Origin of the sequence: Scytonema hofmannii PCC 7110 (assembly GCF_000346485.2) — a bacterium.
GTDB lineage: Bacteria > Cyanobacteriota > Cyanobacteriia > Cyanobacteriales > Nostocaceae > Scytonema > Scytonema hofmannii.
This window is the reverse complement of sequence record NZ_KQ976354.1, coordinates 5257076-5273611: the sequence shown is the minus strand read 5'-3', so window position 1 is coordinate 5273611 and position 16536 is coordinate 5257076. Positions and strand designations below refer to the sequence as shown.

Annotated in this window: 14 protein-coding genes and 1 pseudogene; 7 read left to right on the top strand and 8 right to left on the bottom strand. The window is 40.3% G+C overall.

The window, feature by feature from the left end; translation table 11 throughout:
- Window positions 1–122 precede the first annotated feature (122 nt).
- Window positions 123–1529, top strand: a complete 1407-nt coding sequence (locus WA1_RS21865; protein WP_017744560.1) for a hypothetical protein — start codon at window positions 123–125, stop codon at window positions 1527–1529.
- Window positions 1530–1637: 108 nt separating this feature from the next.
- Here the strand turns inward: WA1_RS21865 and WA1_RS21860 are convergent, their stop codons facing one another.
- Both WA1_RS21860 and WA1_RS57150 read right to left on the bottom strand, forming a co-directional pair.
- Window positions 1638–2006, bottom strand: coding sequence for a PIN domain-containing protein (locus WA1_RS21860; RefSeq protein ID WP_017744561.1), 369 nt, complete (start codon window positions 2004–2006; stop codon window positions 1638–1640).
- Between the two features lie 24 nt (window positions 2007–2030).
- The gene (locus tag WA1_RS57150) at window positions 2031–2195 is read right to left on the bottom strand and encodes a hypothetical protein (RefSeq protein WP_158516675.1); all 165 of its coding nucleotides are present in this window, start codon (window positions 2193–2195) and stop codon (window positions 2031–2033) included.
- A gap of 50 nt (window positions 2196–2245) precedes the next feature.
- Between WA1_RS57150 and WA1_RS21855 the strand changes: the two genes are divergently transcribed.
- The 4 genes and pseudogenes from WA1_RS21855 (at window position 2246) to WA1_RS21840 (ending at window position 7589) form a co-directional block, all read left to right on the top strand.
- On the top strand, window positions 2246–2539 hold the full coding sequence (locus WA1_RS21855; protein WP_017744562.1) for a hypothetical protein: 294 nt from the start codon (window positions 2246–2248) through the stop codon (window positions 2537–2539).
- Between the two features lie 539 nt (window positions 2540–3078).
- Entirely contained in the window at window positions 3079–5697 is a 2619-nt protein-coding gene (locus WA1_RS21850; protein ID WP_272819197.1) for a WGR domain-containing protein, read from the top strand.
- A gap of 105 nt (window positions 5698–5802) precedes the next feature.
- Window positions 5803–6282, top strand: a pseudogene (locus WA1_RS21845) (RNA-dependent RNA polymerase family protein); the annotation flags it as partial.
- 89 nt (window positions 6283–6371) lie between these two features.
- A complete protein-coding gene (locus WA1_RS21840) occupies window positions 6372–7589 on the top strand; it encodes an ISL3 family transposase (RefSeq protein ID WP_201789109.1) in 1218 nt (405 codons plus the stop codon).
- Window positions 7590–7683: 94 nt separating this feature from the next.
- On the opposite strand, the gene WA1_RS21835 is transcribed toward WA1_RS21840, so the two are convergent.
- The gene (locus WA1_RS21835) at window positions 7684–8862 is read right to left on the bottom strand and encodes a hypothetical protein (RefSeq protein WP_026134784.1); all 1179 of its coding nucleotides are present in this window, start codon (window positions 8860–8862) and stop codon (window positions 7684–7686) included.
- Between the two features lie 166 nt (window positions 8863–9028).
- Window positions 9029–10213 carry a DNA cytosine methyltransferase gene (locus WA1_RS21830; protein WP_017744567.1) on the bottom strand — a complete coding sequence of 395 codons (1185 nt, stop codon included), beginning with the start codon at window positions 10211–10213 and terminating at the stop codon, window positions 9029–9031.
- 395 nt (window positions 10214–10608) lie between these two features.
- Here WA1_RS21830 and WA1_RS21825 point away from each other — a divergent pair, with 395 nt between their 5' ends.
- Entirely contained in the window at window positions 10609–10863 is a 255-nt protein-coding gene (locus tag WA1_RS21825) for a type II toxin-antitoxin system HicA family toxin (RefSeq protein WP_017744568.1), read from the top strand.
- Window positions 10860–11078 (top strand): type II toxin-antitoxin system HicB family antitoxin, encoded by a 219-nt coding sequence (locus WA1_RS21820; protein WP_017744569.1) that lies wholly within the window; start codon window positions 10860–10862, stop codon window positions 11076–11078. The genes WA1_RS21825 and WA1_RS21820 overlap by 4 nt, the downstream gene beginning before the upstream one ends.
- Window positions 11079–11269: 191 nt before the next feature.
- Here the strand turns inward: WA1_RS21820 and WA1_RS21815 are convergent, their stop codons facing one another.
- From WA1_RS21815 to ycf46, 4 genes are all read right to left on the bottom strand, one after another.
- Window positions 11270–12883 carry an NAD(P)H-quinone oxidoreductase subunit 4 gene (locus WA1_RS21815; RefSeq protein ID WP_017744570.1) on the bottom strand — a complete coding sequence of 538 codons (1614 nt, stop codon included), beginning with the start codon at window positions 12881–12883 and terminating at the stop codon, window positions 11270–11272.
- Between the two features lie 304 nt (window positions 12884–13187).
- Window positions 13188–14141, bottom strand: coding sequence for a homoserine kinase (gene thrB, locus WA1_RS21810; protein WP_017744571.1), 954 nt, complete (start codon window positions 14139–14141; stop codon window positions 13188–13190).
- A gap of 321 nt (window positions 14142–14462) precedes the next feature.
- Window positions 14463–14813 (bottom strand): DUF1257 domain-containing protein, encoded by a 351-nt coding sequence (locus WA1_RS21805; protein ID WP_017744572.1) that lies wholly within the window; start codon window positions 14811–14813, stop codon window positions 14463–14465.
- 182 nt (window positions 14814–14995) lie between these two features.
- Window positions 14996–16507, bottom strand: coding sequence for a stress-responsive protein Ycf46 (ycf46, locus tag WA1_RS21800; RefSeq protein ID WP_017744573.1), 1512 nt, complete (start codon window positions 16505–16507; stop codon window positions 14996–14998).
- Window positions 16508–16536 lie beyond the last annotated feature (29 nt).

Sequence of the window (16536 nt, the reverse complement as noted above, 5' to 3'; positions counted from 1 at the left end):
AGTGCTACTAATTTCCATCTGCGTCCATCAGCTACAGGGTGCGGTTCAAATTGATTAAAAAAGCAAGAAACTTTTGAGACACATATTAAGTCTCTTTCTATACTCTACTCAAGCACTCGCCCATGTTTGAATCCGCCAAAGGCATCCCAGGATTGCCTGATTTAACGCATCCTACCGAACTTATTCAATTCGGGAATCATCTACTCAAAGCCTCACTATTACTAGTATTCCTAGCGATCGCTCTAGGAATTGCAATTGCCCTGTTAAGTTTTGTCCTACATCGAAACCAAGAGCAACAAGCCCTTTTAATCGGAGAATGGGCTGTTACTTACTCCCAACTACTGAGAGGATTGCAACACTTAACCCTGGTATTAGTACTGATGGTAGGAGGATTTTTTCTCTGTTCCACTTTAGGTAACCGATACCATCATTGGGAACAGGCAAAAGTTGCTCAAGTTGCAGAGAGTGTTGCAGGCGAAAGACTAGAACAAATGGCACCCCAAGTGCGTTACATCACCGAAGAACCATATACGTATAACACTCAAGTTAATGGCAAAATAGTCAAAGTCAATGATAAGCAAAAAGTCAACCGTTTCTTGACCTTAAATGGTTCGCAAATTCAAGTCAAAATCGATCAAAGCGCAGATGTTCAAGCTCGCCGTGCAATATATAAAGTAGATTATGTTGCTGACTATAAAATAGTTAACCCACTTAAAGATATTAATAGTTTTTTCTTTGAAGCACAACCACCTATTGGTTATTCCCTATTGCAAAGCTACAAAATCGAACGTGATGGAACTCGCTTACAACAAACCAATACAGGCGATTATGGTTTTCCAATTCAACTACAGCCCGGTCAAGAAACAAGTCTGAGAGTGACTTACAAAGCTCAAGGAGGACCGCGTTGGGTTTATAACTCTAACGGACAGCTACTTTCTAACTTTCGCTTGAAGGCGATCGCAAACTTTGTCGGAGCCGATTTTGCCAGTGGTATTGTACCAAGTGAGACAGAAACTGATGGACGAAGCACCAGATTTACATGGATTTTTGATGATAACGTTTCTGTCAAAAACCCATTTGGAGTTTTTACCAACACTAATCCCATTCGCGATACTGGAGTCCTTCCCCGCTTGCTTTTATTAGCACCAGCAATATTTCTCTGGTGGATATTATTGCTATATTTATCACTACCAATAAATTTAAGAAACGTCGCAATTGCAGGTGGAATCTTCTTTGCTTGTTTGCTAACTTTGACCTATCTCAGCCGCCTCATGAGTCCCCCAATAGCTTGGACTTTCATATCGCTTATCTTGGTATTTTTAACATGGGGTTTGGGGTCAAACCGTAATGCTTCCCTAGCAGCCATTATCTGCACAATTTCCGGTGCTGTGTTTCCCATCTTTGGGTTGTTAGTACCCTACAGCGGTCTAACCCTCAGCCTTGCGGGTTTTCTTTCAGCAATTTGGCTTGCAGTTCGTCACTGGTATGGCTGGTATAGTTTGGAACCACAAGAAAGCGACTTTCATTAATTGTAAGGCGCTGCAAGATCCCCGACTTCTTGAAGAAGTCGGGGATCTGAGCAAACTTACTTATCAAAACTACTGAAATTGATAAGAACCGTTATTTGATGGCTCACTTCAGAGCAATTTGATTCCTTCTAACTGATTCAATTTAGTATCAAAAGATGCGGTTTCCTGGCAACCAGCTAGCTGGTTGAGTCGGGTAATTAGGTAGTCGGAAAAATCTGCCTTACCAGATTTCATTTGCCCGATCGCCCATTCTATAGCTTCTCGATTCTCAAACACAAAAATATTAGCTCTTAAAATCTTCTCCAGCGTGTCAATGAGTTTTTCTCGACTTAGTTTATAACTGGTTCGCAAAACCCAAACCACTTCACACAGAACAATATTGTTAATCAAGCAAGGTTCATTAGCTTGCAAGGCTTCATTAATGTAGCGATCGGCAATTTGCCACTGCTGTTCGTCATCCCGCACCAAAAAACGCATTTCTGACGTTAGTATCGAGTCCTTTCAAGCTGACTCTCCTGCACACTGAGAGATCGCAGTCTCCATTTCTTCTAAAGAAACGGCTTTTCTCCCTGCTTCATACAGCATCCCAGATAATTCTCGTACAGTATGCCCGTTGAGGGTTTTAATTTCTTTACCTATGCTGGTGTTCCATAAGTGGTTATGCAAAATTAAATATACAAAGGTAAATACTAGATCGCAAAATTGAGGATGAATTCATGCAAGAAGTATCTAACTATACTCAAGAACTTACGAACCGCATTTCGCCAATTGTAGAGAAGTTATTTAAAGGCAGTAGCTTTTATACGGTACGCTTGAAAAAGCAGAAAAGAATTATAGATTTAGTCAACCTTTTTGGTGAATTATTACCTGAAGATTTTCGTGCTATTTCGGAAGATAAATTAACAAGGAGAATTAAGAATTTATTGACTTTAGAAGCTGTTTCAGGTACTTTAAATGATTTAACACCAGAACAGATAAAAATATTTGATGAAGCTGTAGAAGGAAAATAAGATAGTGGATTATTTATTAGATACAAACATTTTTAGTTACATCTTAAAAAAAATGTAACTGTAGACAATAAGTTAAAACAGGTGACTCGAAGTGGCAATCAAGTTTTCCTAAGTTGTATCACATATTATGAAGTGAAAAGAGGTTTATTATCTGTAAATGCCACTGGACAATTAGCTGATTTTCATCAGTGTGCATCTGGCAACTCTTATAAAAGCAGAGGACAATGGAAGTACTGTCTAAGATGCGGTGGATCGCCGTTCATGCGTTCAGTTGTGAAACAACTTCACTAACCGTCTCGTAACTTGGCGCGAGTACTCCTACTATCCGGTTTGACTTCCATGAAGTGATAACTAGGAGTACTCCTGCTGCATGAGTTAAGACGTTTAGTCCTGAGGGATTTACGAAGGGAGAACCAACGCTAAACAGCGCGTGATTTTTTTGTTTCTCAAAATCTATCTATCATCTGGCGACTCTAAGAAAAGCAAGCGACAATGGAAAGTTACAAGAGTCAGTGGGTTAGTGGTGTTAAATGAAACTCATGAAACGTATAACCCTTCATTGCCAGGAAGGGACATCAGATAAAGTTTACGAAGTGGATTTGTGCCAAATAAATGAGGGGCGCTATGTCGTCAATTTTCGCTATGGACGACGTGGCACAAATCTTAAAGAAGGTACGAAAACGACTCAGCCTGTATCTCTAGCAGAAGCAGAAAAAGCTTTTGACAAGCTAGTTGCGGAAAAAACAAAGAAAGGATACCGCGATATTTCCATCCCAGTAACTAGCACCTCCCCACAGATTCAAGCCTTGCAAACAACACCAGCTGTAAGCGAAGATCCGCGCAAACAGGCAATTCTCAACCGTCTTGCAAACAATAAGCCCAGTAAGTGGAAGCTAGAGAGGGCAATTTGGCGTGCTGGAGAACTGAGAATTTCTGAAGCCACGCCTTTACTACTCCAGCTGATTGGCACCGGCGAACCTCTGAGAGATTATTGTATTGCCTGGGCATTAGGTTGGTGTGGCGATCGCGCAGCTATTCCCGCACTCATGCATTTATATCAAAATCCTTCCACTCCCGAATTTATCAACCGTATTGCTTTTGAAGCAATCCAGAAACTCTCGAATCCACAAGCTAAAGCGGCTTGGCAAATGGAATTAATAGAGTTTTTGCCACCAGAACTGCGTGTATTGGCGCGACATGGTGCGGCAGAAGAATTTAAAACAGCTTTAAATTATTATTTAAATCACCATGACTACAAGCGTTATGAGGTGCTCGATAAGATTTATCAAATCGATAACCAACACGTTCGCCCAGCACTACTTGATATTATTTCTCATGCACCTTTCAAACCAAATTACTTCCAAAGACTGCGCCACATTTTTAAAGTCGCTGAATACCGTCATGATGCGGAAGTCTTTAGTATTCTTGCCTATCGTTTTGATTGCGAGAAAGCAAACTTTTCTAGCAACAGAGACTCTGTAAGGTTGTCAGACAACACCTATCTCCTCAAGAGATTTTATCGCAATTACAATCATGTTACTAAACGCTATGAAGTAAAAAATGAGATAGAAGAAGAACTCAAACATCCTCAATCAAGAATTGCTTACAGCAGCAACACTCGCCAATATTTATGTCGTCGGGTATGGCGCACTCTCAAAGAACTTGGAGAAGAAAGCGATGCTGAATATGTAAGAATGGCTGTTAGCATTCTTCTTCAGTATTCTGATGCTGATGCTGAACCTGCTTGGGAAAAAGTTTTCTATCATTGGGAACGTCCTAACTGGACTCGCGTTGAAATAAGGCGCAACTGGGATGCATATGCTCGATATTTAACCTTTAACCATATCCTCTACGAAAACAGTTCTCGCTATGAATTAAAGCTGAATTCCACAGCTTGGCGTTGTCGGGAAGGGTATAAACCTGGTAATGCAGAACCAACAACAAGAGAAGAGGCTTTTCCGGAACTTTGGCAACAAAACCCACAAGCATTGCTACAACTTTTATTAAAAAGTCAGTGTCTTCCGGTACATAATTTTGCTACTAAATCTTTAAGGTATTGTCACAAACTTTGTGCATCAATTGATGTAGACATCCTTATAAAACTTATTCAAAAACCTTATGAAGTGACAGCACAATTTGGTTTTGAACTAGCGCTTTTTAACTACAACTCCAAACAGCCAAACAAAGAATTGGTAATTGCTATAGCAAATTGCTTGTCACAAAGCGCTCGTACCCAAGCTTATCGTTGGATTGAGGAAAAACGCGAATATTTTCTTGAAGACAGCATTTTTATAGCAGCGTTGATCGTTAGCGAACAAACAGAAACACGCCTCTTTGCTCGTAGACTTTTAGGTTATTCGATTCTTAATGACAAACAAGCTAGAGTTTTGATTGGGCGTATTATTGCTGAGTTGTTAGCATTGACACCAGATAGGGGAGGAGAGTTAGCGAAAGAAATTGGCGAGACCCTTCTCTTGAGTTTTACACCATACTTACGTAGTTTGGGTTTGAGTGTTGTCAATGATTTATTAGATCACCCGTTAGTAGAAATTCAAGAAATAGGGGTTCGTATTTTAATTAATCATGAAACGAGGGCTGAAAATTTACCGCCACAAATCATTGAGTCACTCCTTGCTTCACCTCATGAATCATTACGGGTTCTCGGTATTAGATTGTTTGGACAGCTACCAGATGAGAAACTCATGGGTGAGGAGGGTGTTTTGATAGTAGCGATCGCAGTGAATCCTGTAGAAGAGATTCGCAATGCAATCAAACCTATTATCCGCCGTTTGGGAACATGTTACCCAAATTTTGCCGTACAGCTAGCATCGGATTTTATCGAAGTCTTGCTAATTACCGAGCGACATGAAGGCGTTCACAACTTCTTGGTGCGTCTTCTTCGGGAAGATTTACCAGGATGGATGACAAGCGTTAGTAAAGACACTGCTTTGCAGTTTACGAAGTCTTTAAAAATATCAGTGAATTTGCTTGCGGTACAACAAATGTTGATTACTCAGCAGTACTTTATGATGAGTTTCAGAAAGTCCGTAGTTATAAAACAACTCAGTTGCAAGTTGACCCTTCCGGTTTTGAAGTTCAAACAACCAATGAAGCAGCTTACAAAGAAGTCAAAATCGATCTACCAGATAGTTGGGTAAGAGGATTTTTACAAGTTAGTTCGGCGATGTCTTTACCCGCAACACGGTTCGACTTATGTCGCACTAGATGAACGCCACCTCCCCCAAGGTTCGCCCGCAAGCCCAGCAATCACTAACTTACTATGTCGCCGTCTCGACAAACGCTTAACAGCGATCGCACAAGAATTAGGTTACACTTACACGCGTTATGCTGATGACCTCACCTTCTCAGCATCCGGAGATAGCTTGCGTCATATCTGTAATATCCTCAAACGAACAGAATCCGCAGTCATTTATGAAGGTTTTGCCATTAACCAACAGAAAACCAGAATTTTACGAAAATCCCATCAGCAAGAAGTCACCGGAGTCGTTGTCAACGACACACTCAATATCTCCAAGAAAACCTTAAAGCAATTCCGTGCAACCCTCTATCAGATAGAAAAAGATGGACTAGAAGGCAAGTCTTGGGGAAATTCTTCAGATATTCTTGCTACAGTCACTGGTTTTGCAAATTTTGTAGTTATGGTTAATCCTGAAAAAGGAGCTGAGTTTCAACAGCAAATACAACGAATCAGAAAGAAATACAAACAGAATAAATATTCGTAATCATTATATTTCTTAAAGAAAGTGGTTCTTGCGTACTTAGCGTGCTAAAATATTAATATATTTGCTAATATTTTTGAGTCAAGCTAATTATGAAAAGAATAATGACCCAACTCTTAAATTTACCTGAAGTAGTAGTAAAATCAAGCCTGCAAGAGGGTCAAGTCTTATTTATATCAGTACATAAAAAGGTGAAAAGTGCTGTTTGTCCACATTGTGGTACAAGGTCAGAACATCTACATCAAAATCAAAAATATTTAGTTAAAGATTTACCAATGGGAGATAAAGAAGTAATACTAGATGTAAATAGACGAAGATTTAAGTGCAAAAAATGTCGAAAAACATTTAGTGAGAAGCTAAATTTTGTAGGAACAAAAAAGACATATACACATCGATATGCGGAAAACATTGTTAAACAAGTGATTAATAGTAATGTAAGTAGTGTAGCCAGAAATAATGGATTAACTGATGAAGAAGTAAATTCAATGATTGAGGATGTAGCGAAAAATGTGATGCCGATAGATTTAACAAATTTGAGAAGGTTAGGAATAGATGAAATTAGTTTAGTCAAAGGACAAGGTAAATTTATTGTTGTGCTAGTAGACATAGATTCAGGAAAATTAATAGGATTGGTAAAAGAAAGAAAACAAATTCAAATCGAAAAGATTATGAAACAGTGGGGAGAAAAAGTTCTTCTTCAAATAGAAGAAGTTAGTATTGATATGACAGGAAACTATAAATATTTAGTCGAGAAGATTTGTCCAAACGCCCTGATAACGGTAGATAGATTCCATGTTACAAAAGTCATACATGAAGAGTTAAATCAAGTTAGAATAGCAGAAAAGAAAATAGCATCTGAATTAAATGTGCCAGAGAGAGAAAAAGTATTTGAAAGTTTAAAAGGGAATAAATTTACAATTTTAAAGGGTGAGAATAAGCTGACAGAAAAGCAAAAAGATAAATTAGATAAAATTAGAGAAGCTTCTCCTTTAATAGCAATAATGCATTCATTGAAAGAAGAGTTTCACGATATATTTGATAAGAGCGAAGATTTAGGAACAGGAATGTTAAGACTAATCGATTGGTTAAAGGAAGCTGAACCTTATTATCAAAAAAGTGTCAAAACAATTAAACGGTGGTTTGGAGAAGTAGTTGGATATTTTGAGAGAAAAACAACGAAGGTCGTAGTAGAAGGAATTAATAATAAATTGAAGTTAATAAAGCGAAGTGGATTTGGCTTCAGGAATTTTCACAATTTTGAAATTAGAGCTTTACTTTCTTGGCACTATGATATTAATTTAGCACGCTAAGTACGCAAGAACCATATTCCTGCGTTAAATGCCAACTCAAAAAGATGTCCTTGTGCTTCTCTAATTTTCATGAAAAAAATCTCTCGTTATTTAACTAAAATGGAAGCTTGATCGCTCCATTTTCAATAATCCAACCAGAAGTTTCAAGTAATGATTTAATTTGCTCTTTTAGTACTGGATTATTATGGTTTTCAACTAAAAAAATCTGATAATCTTTTGGCAATTGAGTGAAAGGATCTTTTATTTCGTTTTTATTCAAAAACTCTTCAATTACATCAATGAAAGAGAGAGAAATTTCCGATGAATTGGTAACGTCATTAATTGCATCTTTTTCTAGAATTGAAGCTCCCAAGGCATTGTAAACTTCTGTTATAAATGCGAGATAATTCATCTGTACTCCTGGGACACAATGTCTGCTTTTCGCTGATGACCTACCAATTGTACTGTCTCCTATTATATCATTAAGCGGATCGAGTTTAGGTAACAACTGTTCCGATTTACTCTGTTTTTTTTCGTATCTTGAATAATGAAATAGTGTTAAGTAAAACATGATGTCATTTTTTAGTGGACCCTCCTTTATTAGACCATCCATAACCTTATTTACATCTAGCGCATCACCAGGATGAGCGTTCAACAAAGTAGAGTAAGTCGTTACCATGTTATAGAAAGTCCTATCTTTTTCAAGAGTCTTTACAGTTAGTAAATTAAAAAATATTACCTGCGAGCGATTTGGATCATTAAATACGTTACTTAACTGTCGCACGTCCTGAACATATAATGTTTTTTCTTTTGCATGACTATCGATACATAGAGCGCTATAACTGTCGTACAAAACCGGATATATTACTAGATCTGCCGCAATTTCCTTAAGAAATTTGATAATCTGCGGCGACATGAAGAATAGTTCGTTTTGTTGATCTGTCACACGCAATTGCTCTGAAAATGGTGTTTTAGCAATGTACAAAACGTGGCGAAAACCTTTTTCATACATCATATTAATTGCATTTCGGAGTATCTTTGGATGGCGATACAGTTCATCTACTGAGCAATTGTCCGTTAAATTTTTTACTCGACTTACTTTGATGCCCGTTTTTGTTTCCTCTACTGCTACTATTTCACCTGTCAAATTTGCAATATAATTCTCTCCCCAACGTGAAGAACGAGCATCGCATTTGTTACTTGACACCATGACGATTAATAATTTTTTGAGAAATCTTTTTTCATGATTTTTACAATTATCAATTAAACCAGAAATTATTACATCTGATGTCAATCAACTAGCAAACCTACATCTTATATCAAGTCCGCTTAATTACTTATCAAAAAATTCTGCGTCTTTACTCTGCGTCTTTGCGCCTTTGCGTGAGATTCAATGATAATTCTTCAACCAGACATGATACTAAAATTGGTATTTCTAAAATTAAACAGCACAAATCCTGTCACTCTGAGTAATTTAGCAGCTGTTTCTGTTGTAGCTCGCTAAGATCTAATGCTTGCTGAATTGCTCTACCTATTGCACAAGCAACGGGTGGCGGAACAGAATTAGCAACTTGTCGATGTTGATCCAGGTAACGTACCCTACCAGAACGACCACGAATTGGTCCTTTTAAAAGGTAACTATCAGGATAGCCATGAATACGCATATACTCGCGAGGAGTCAGGTAGCGATCTTCAGTTGGATGAAAAAATATCTCTCCACATCTTAAAGTTATGGAAGGTTCTGTCCTAGACAAACGGCGGAATTTTGTGGTGTCTTTCTTAGTCAATTTGCACCTTTGCTCAACAGGAAGGTGTAATTCTTTTGCCAGATGTGAACCTTCAGGGACACCGTGAATGCGCTTGCGATCGCCAACAGGTGTAATATCAACATGGTTATCATTCAGTTGGTCATCTTTACACGATATTGGTTCACCAAGCCCCCTTAACACCTCTCCAACATTAACATAAGGTGGCAATGGAAAAAGAGAGAGAGTAGGTTTTGAGGGATCGCTGTGTGTGGGAGGAGGAAACTCAAAGCTCCCATCCTTTTTCGTAGCAACTATAAATACCCTTTCACGCATCTGAGCTACACCATATTCCACTGCTCGAATGACCTTCATCTTCAGATCGTAACCAAGTTCTTGCAGCTGCATTTGAAGCATTTCGTAGACGCCACCAATTTTACCGTTCCTATCTGGTGCGTTTAGAAGCCCTTTGACTTGCTCGATTAAAATTGCCTTGGGTTGTGACACTTCTGCAAAACGCACAAATTCAAACAGTAATGTTCCCCGTTCATCTTCCAAACAACCGCGTTTGCCGATTTGCGAAAATGACTGACAAGGACTACCCCCACATAATAAATCAAGTTTACCCGGTAATAGAAGTAGTTCCCCCATCAATTGCGTTGGATTAACATTACGGATATCGTCTTCAATCACACGAGTGCTTCGCCCATCACTGTTTGCACTTGCACGTAAAGTATGACAGCAATGTGGATCGATCTCAATGCAAGCAAGGATATCAAAACCTGCTTGGATGAGACCTAAATCTAAGCCACCAGCACCAGAAAAGAGTGATAAAGCAGTTCGTAATTTATTTTGTTGGGGTCGCAAATTCTCAACCATATTGTGCTTATCCCTTGCCATAGAATAATCACTTTAATACATAAAGATGGCTGACAGCAATTTACAAATTAATAAACCATATCTTGTGGTACGGGCATCTTGCCAGCCATTACTCCCTTCCCACCACAAGATTACCAATTTTCTTCTCCTCTTTCTTCGTGTCCTTTGCGACGCCCGGAGCTACAACAACTGGTGGAAACCACAAGCTAGCACTAGCTCCAAAAATGCGGTTTATTCAAATAGGTAATCTTTGAGTGAGAAAGGAATAGTTTGCATTGTCGGGATAATGTGTATATGTTAAGCTACACATAAACTATTGACAAAAACTGACTCACAGTATGCAAAGCTTCTCTAAATCCAAACTGTAGGTTAAAGAAAAACAAGAGCTAACACAAATTAAGGAAACGGCATGAATAATGAAAAAACGCAAGCTCCTGGAAAAAGCACTTTCCGGTTCTAAAAATCTTCAGTTTAATGAGTTAGTTATCTTGATTGAAGCTTTTGGATTTACTTTGTCACGTATCAGTGGCAGTCATCACATATACAATCATCCCGAAGTGCCAGAAATTATTAATATTCAAAATAGAAATGGTAAAGCAGTTCCATATCAAGTACGTCAGTTCTTATCGATAATTGAACAGTATAATCTGACTTTGGAGAATGAAACATGAAAGACTACCATATTAACATTTTCTACAGTGAAGAAGATGAAGGTTACATTGCTGATATCCCCGATCTAAAATTTTGTTCTGCTTGGGGTGCCACACCAGAAGAAGCTTTACATGAAGTCATGCTTGCTAAAGCCGCTTGGTTGGAATCAGCAACAGCTGAAAGTAAGCTTATTCCTCAACCTAAATATCGTCCTGTTATTTATCAAATAAGTTAAAAATAGACAAACGCATTACCTGCTAGTAATAAAGGACAGGCAAGGATGCCCGTCCCACAAGATGGAATACTTATAAATAGCAGTAGGAGGGATAAGCCAGCTGCCTACGGGCTTCAGCCGTATCGCACAACTTGCACTCATCACCCCTTTCTCTTATAAGTTAATAGCACCAGCCCTTGTGGAACAGATAATTACTCAGCAATATTAACCAAACCTGAAACTTCGGAATCAGCCAATGTTGGGGCTGTAAAAATTTGAGAATATAAGCTTGTTGGTTGTTGTTTGGCAACAACAGGTAGAACTTGACGGGCATGCATTGCGACTGCCATTGTTTTCACATCATAAGCTTGTGTTGCCAACTTAGGATACAAGCCGATACCAATGATGGGAATTAACAAGCAAGCAGTAATAAACAGTTCGCGAGAGTTGACATCCTGTACTACAGTATCCAGAACCAACTCTTGATTTTGCTTGCCGTAGAACACTTCACGCAACATGGACAGCAAGTAAATCGGAGTTAAGATCAGACCAACAGCCGAGAGAAGCACAACGACGACTTTAAAGCTGGAACTGTAAACATCGCTTGTAGCAAGTCCCAGGAAAACCATCAACTCACCCACAAAACCACTCATTCCAGGTAATGCTAGGGAAGCCATCGCACCAGCTGTGAAAATAGCAAAGGTTTTAGGCATAACTTTTGCCATACCACCCATCTTATCCATCATCAAAGTGTGAGTCCGCTCGTAAGTCACACCAGAGAGGAAGAACAAGCTAGCAGCAATCAAACCGTGGGAAACCATTTGCAGCATTGCACCACTGATCCCCATTTCTGAATAAGAGGCAATACCAATCAGGACAAATCCCATGTGGGCAATTGATGAGTATGCCAAGCGACGCTTGAGGTTGTTTTGAGCAAAAGCACAACAAGCACCGTAAATAATGTTCACTACACCTAAAATCGCTAGAACTGGGGCAAAAACAACATGAGCGTTGCTTAACATCTCCATGTTGATACGAATGAGCGCATATCCACCCATCTTCAACAACACTCCAGCAAGAATCATTGAACCAGGTGCAGAGGCTTCACCATGAGCATCAGGAAGCCAAGTGTGTAGGGGGAAAATGGGAAGTTTGACGCCAAACGCAATTAGGAAGCAAGCATAGACGAGTAATTCTAATGTTTTTGAATATTCTTTCATTCCCAGAGTTGCCATGTCGAAGGTGACAGTGTCTCCAGAGAATGCCATTGCAAAACCTGCTACCAAGATAAAGATCGATGCAGCAGCAGTGTAAATAATGAACTTGGTAGCTGCGTAACGACGCTTTTCTCCTCCCCAAATAGAAATCAGCAGGTAAACTGGCACCAACTCAATTTCCCACATCAGGAAGAACAACAGCAGATCCTGGGCAAGAAACACCCCGATCTGAGCGCTGTACATGACCAGCATTAACGCATAAAATAATCGCGGCTTTTTGGTTACCTTCCAAGCCGCGAATATTGCAAGAGTATTAATTAAACCTGTCAGCAGTAACAAAGGCATTGATAAACCATCGACTGCTACAGACCAGTTCATTCCCAACTGAGGCACCCAGGCATACTTCTCAACCAGTTGGAATGCTGAACTTTGGAAATCGTAATGCTGCCAAAAGGCATAAATCATCAACGCAAAATCTGCAAGTGCTACTCCCAGACCGTACCAACGGACAGTTTTGCCCTCTTTATCCGGAATCAAGGGAATGGCTGCGGTAGCCACCAGAGGCAATGTAATTATGGCTGTTAGCCAAGGGAACTCGAAAGCATTCATTACTGATAATCGGTTTGTATTTTTGCTTTTAATTACATTATATTAAGCAATCATTACTTTTGTAAACGTTATTTTTCCATTTAAAGCAAAATCTTTAGAATTGATAGAGATAAATACTTATTTATTTGACCAAATTCATTCTAAATGTAAAGTTTTACTAAGTCAACAAAAAACGGCAGCTCTTGCCACCGTTACATAACTTAATATTAAGTATGTCTTAAGACAGATCGCTATTCCATGCTGTGTTCAGATCCCCGACTTCTCGAAGAAGTCGGGGATCTAACTTTTCAGGGGATCTAACTTTTCACAACTGATTTAGTACTGCTCTAGCTCCTTGAGTGTCAATAGAAAGCGATCGCACTTCCGCCTTCACGCCCTCCCTTAACCAAGCATCTGTCATAGCTATTACCACAGCATCAGCATGAACCGTATCCGTCAAAGCCAAAAGCGTTGGTCCCGCGCCACTAATTACCAATCCATAAGCACCAGCCCCAACAGCAGCAGAATTCACCGCATCATAACCTCGAATCAAAACCTTTCGATAAGGCTGGTGTAACCTATCCTGCAAAGCAGTCCTCAACCAATCGCCCTTCCCAGTTTCCAAACCACGCAATAACAAGCCAAGATGCGCCATGTTGAAAATAGCATCTGCACGACTCACCTCAGACGGCAAAACCTGTCTGGCTTCCTTCGTTGAAAGCTCAAAATCCGGAATTGCCACCACCAGCACAATTTCCTGACTCCAAGGAATCTCACAAATCTCCCACAAACTTTCTTTTTCTCTTAGCAATTGATTCTCCACTCCCGTCGCCGCCAAACGACAGCCACCCAAAAAAGCAGGCACAACATTATCCGGGTGTCCTTCCAAAGCAATTGCCAACTCCAACAACTGCGACTGACTCAGAGGTTCACCAGCCAACACATTCGCACCAATCAAACCACCAACTATTGCTGTTGCCGAACTCCCCAAACCTTTCGCCAACGGGACGCCAAGAGAAATATCAATTTGCACAAATGGTGGCGATATCTCTATATATTCGTAAAATTTTACAAAAGCTTGATACAGTAAATTACTTTCATCAGTCACAACCCGTTCAGCCTCAGCACCCGTCACAGTTATGACCCATCGCCCTTGAGAGTGGTGAGTAAACTTAAACTTGTTGTACAGCGTTAAAGCAGCACCAATGCAATCAAAACCAGGTCCCAAGTTAGCAGTCGTTGCGGGGACAGTAATAGTGGTACAAGAAACTACAGACATTTTTATGCTTCAAAGCAATTAATCAAACAGTTTCGCATGGAAATGATTAATTTGGTCACTGGTCACCGGTCACTGGTCACTAGTCATTATTCCGTATAATTATAGATACAAAACTTAAAAAAAATAAAATCTCGATTTATAAAATTTGTGAAAAGATCCAAAATTCTGTTATGTTTAATTTCAGAGAGGGTAATTTAAGGTCATAAGCCCCAGAAAAAAATTAGCGGACTGGAATTCATTTCCAGCCCGGTAAAAAAAGCGGGCTAACCTTCTAAGGAACCTGGTTAACCCGTGCAGTTTTGGGAACGCGCAGAGTAATGGCTATTGCAATACCAGCTTAACGTTGGCATTTTGCAAACCGCGCTGCTTCACTTCAGCCAGAGTCTTGTTAACAGCATACTTCTGGTTGATAGAGTTGATGAGTTCGGTTTGGTTGTGCTTCTTCGCAACACCCCACAGGTCTGCGATTAGGTCAAAGGAACCGTCGCTGTTGCGAGACCAACCGAGGTCATATTCGCCTTCGAGAACAGCTACTAAGTCAGCACGAACACGCTGACCGTTGTAACCACGAACATCTGCTTCATTCTTCACGGAGATGCCGAGGTCACGCAGGGAAGCCTTGAGGATTTCAGCATCAGTGATTTTGGTACGCAGAGTGCTAAAGTGAGACATTTGGGTTTCCTCCAATGAGAAAGTAGAGAAAAGACAACGATTTGCTCTTTACAAAGCCGCGTTTGGCAGAACGCGGGTGGCAGTTGCTATAACGGGGAAAATCCCGCTTCAGGCACTGCCTTTTTTTTAAACTGCTAGCATTTGTTGCTAGCCTTTCCCCCTGTGGTAGCAGGAGAAAGCTTTTAGAACTCCATTCGCTGGTATTCAGCAACGGAGGCTGCAGCAGGTCTAGCTCGCTGTCTAGCCCAATCTCTTAGGGCTGTTACCTGTTCTTGCATCGTTCGAGACAGCGGCAATGTTGCCTTCAGTGCAGCAATAATATCTAGTTGAGTGAACTCTCGATCTTGGGCAAAAGCTTCGTACATTGCCGCAACGATCGCCTGTTCAATTTCCGCCCCAGAGAAGCCATCAGACATCTTGGCAAGTTGTTCGAGGTCAAACCGAGCGATGTCATTCCGGCGCTTGTTCAAGTGAATCTTGAAAATATCCTGACGCTCTTCACTTGTGGGCAAATCAACAAAGAAAATCTCATCAAAGCGACCCTTCCTCAAAAATTCACCAGGTAAACGCTCAACTCTGTTAGCTGTCGCCATCACAAACACTGGTGACTTCTTCTCCTGCATCCAAGTGAGGAAAGAACCAAATATCCGGCTAGAAGTACCACCATCAGAATCAGAAGACCCTGCACTTCCAGCAAAAGACTTGTCTAGTTCGTCAATAAACAAGATAACTGGGGAAATTGACTCAGCCGTTCTCAACGCGTTACGCAAGTTGGCTTCCGAACGCCCTACCATGGAACCATCATAGACCCGTCCCATATCCAACCGTAACAAAGGTAAACCCCAAAGCCGAGAGGTAGTTTTTGCAATCAATGACTTACCACAACCAGGAACCCCTAAAATTAACATTCCCTTGGGTTGAGGCAAACCGTACTCCCGCGCTCTTTCTGTAAAAGCGTTGGAACGTTGCTTGAGCCATTTTTTTAGCTCTTCCAAACCACCGACACCATCTATAGTTTCATCTTCTTCTATGTACTCAAGTATACCATTCCTGCGAATGAGTTGCTTTTTCTCAGATAAAACTATATCCACTTCTTCCTCTGTCAGACGCCCTGATGTTACTTGCGCCTTACGGTATACTTTCTCAGCTTCATCTTTTGTTAAACCCAAAGCTGCTCTGAGAAGCTTTTCCCTTGCTTCAGTGGTCAACCGTCGTCCACGGTTTTGGTCTAGATGATTGGTTAGTACTTTATTTAAGTCTCCCATATCTGGTAGTGGGAAGTCAAGAACAACAACTTCCTTCTCTAACTCAATGGGAACTTGCTGCATTGGGGACATTAAAATAATATTTTTCTGCGTACCCTTGAAACTCGCGATCGCATCACGTAGAGATCTTGTGGTCGCAGGTGCATCTATAAATGGGTGTAAATCTTTAAGAATAAATATACTAGGTTCTTTCTGCCGAATAATCCATTCAATCGCTGCTTCTGGAGAAACCGTATTGTGTTGGGTGACATTTCGGGGCTGACCGTACTCTACGATGCCATGAGTCACTGTCCAAACATAGACCTTTCGTTGCGGCTTTGATGATTGAGCAATACTAGAAATCGCTTGCTCAGCCCGCTCTTCCTCGGAGGTCACAAGGTAGATTAGAGGGTATTGAGCTTGAATGAGTATATTGAGCTCTTCTTTCATACTTCGACCTACTCGAGACCTTTACAGAC

What these genes read in the sequence shown, in the direction of transcription:
- WA1_RS21865 (WP_017744560.1), top strand. Translation starts at nt 123, where the DNA reads ATGTTTGAATCCGCCAAAGGCATCCCAGGATTGCCTGATTTAACGCAT.
- WA1_RS21860 (WP_017744561.1), bottom strand. Translation starts at nt 2,006, where the DNA reads ATGCGTTTTTTGGTGCGGGATGACGAACAGCAGTGGCAAATTGCCGAT.
- WA1_RS21855 (WP_017744562.1), top strand. Translation starts at nt 2,246, where the DNA reads ATGCAAGAAGTATCTAACTATACTCAAGAACTTACGAACCGCATTTCG.
- WA1_RS21850 (WP_272819197.1), top strand. Translation starts at nt 3,079, where the DNA reads ATGAAACGTATAACCCTTCATTGCCAGGAAGGGACATCAGATAAAGTT.
- WA1_RS21840 (WP_201789109.1), top strand. Translation starts at nt 6,372, where the DNA reads ATGAAAAGAATAATGACCCAACTCTTAAATTTACCTGAAGTAGTAGTA.
- WA1_RS21830 (WP_017744567.1), bottom strand. Translation starts at nt 10,213, where the DNA reads ATGGCAAGGGATAAGCACAATATGGTTGAGAATTTGCGACCCCAACAA.
- WA1_RS21825 (WP_017744568.1), top strand. Translation starts at nt 10,609, where the DNA reads ATGAAAAAACGCAAGCTCCTGGAAAAAGCACTTTCCGGTTCTAAAAAT.
- WA1_RS21820 (WP_017744569.1), top strand. Translation starts at nt 10,860, where the DNA reads ATGAAAGACTACCATATTAACATTTTCTACAGTGAAGAAGATGAAGGT.
- WA1_RS21815 (WP_017744570.1), bottom strand. Translation starts at nt 12,883, where the DNA reads ATGAATGCTTTCGAGTTCCCTTGGCTAACAGCCATAATTACATTGCCT.
- thrB (WP_017744571.1), bottom strand. Translation starts at nt 14,141, where the DNA reads ATGTCTGTAGTTTCTTGTACCACTATTACTGTCCCCGCAACGACTGCT.
- WA1_RS21805 (WP_017744572.1), bottom strand. Translation starts at nt 14,813, where the DNA reads ATGTCTCACTTTAGCACTCTGCGTACCAAAATCACTGATGCTGAAATC.
- ycf46 (WP_017744573.1), bottom strand. Translation starts at nt 16,507, where the DNA reads ATGAAAGAAGAGCTCAATATACTCATTCAAGCTCAATACCCTCTAATC.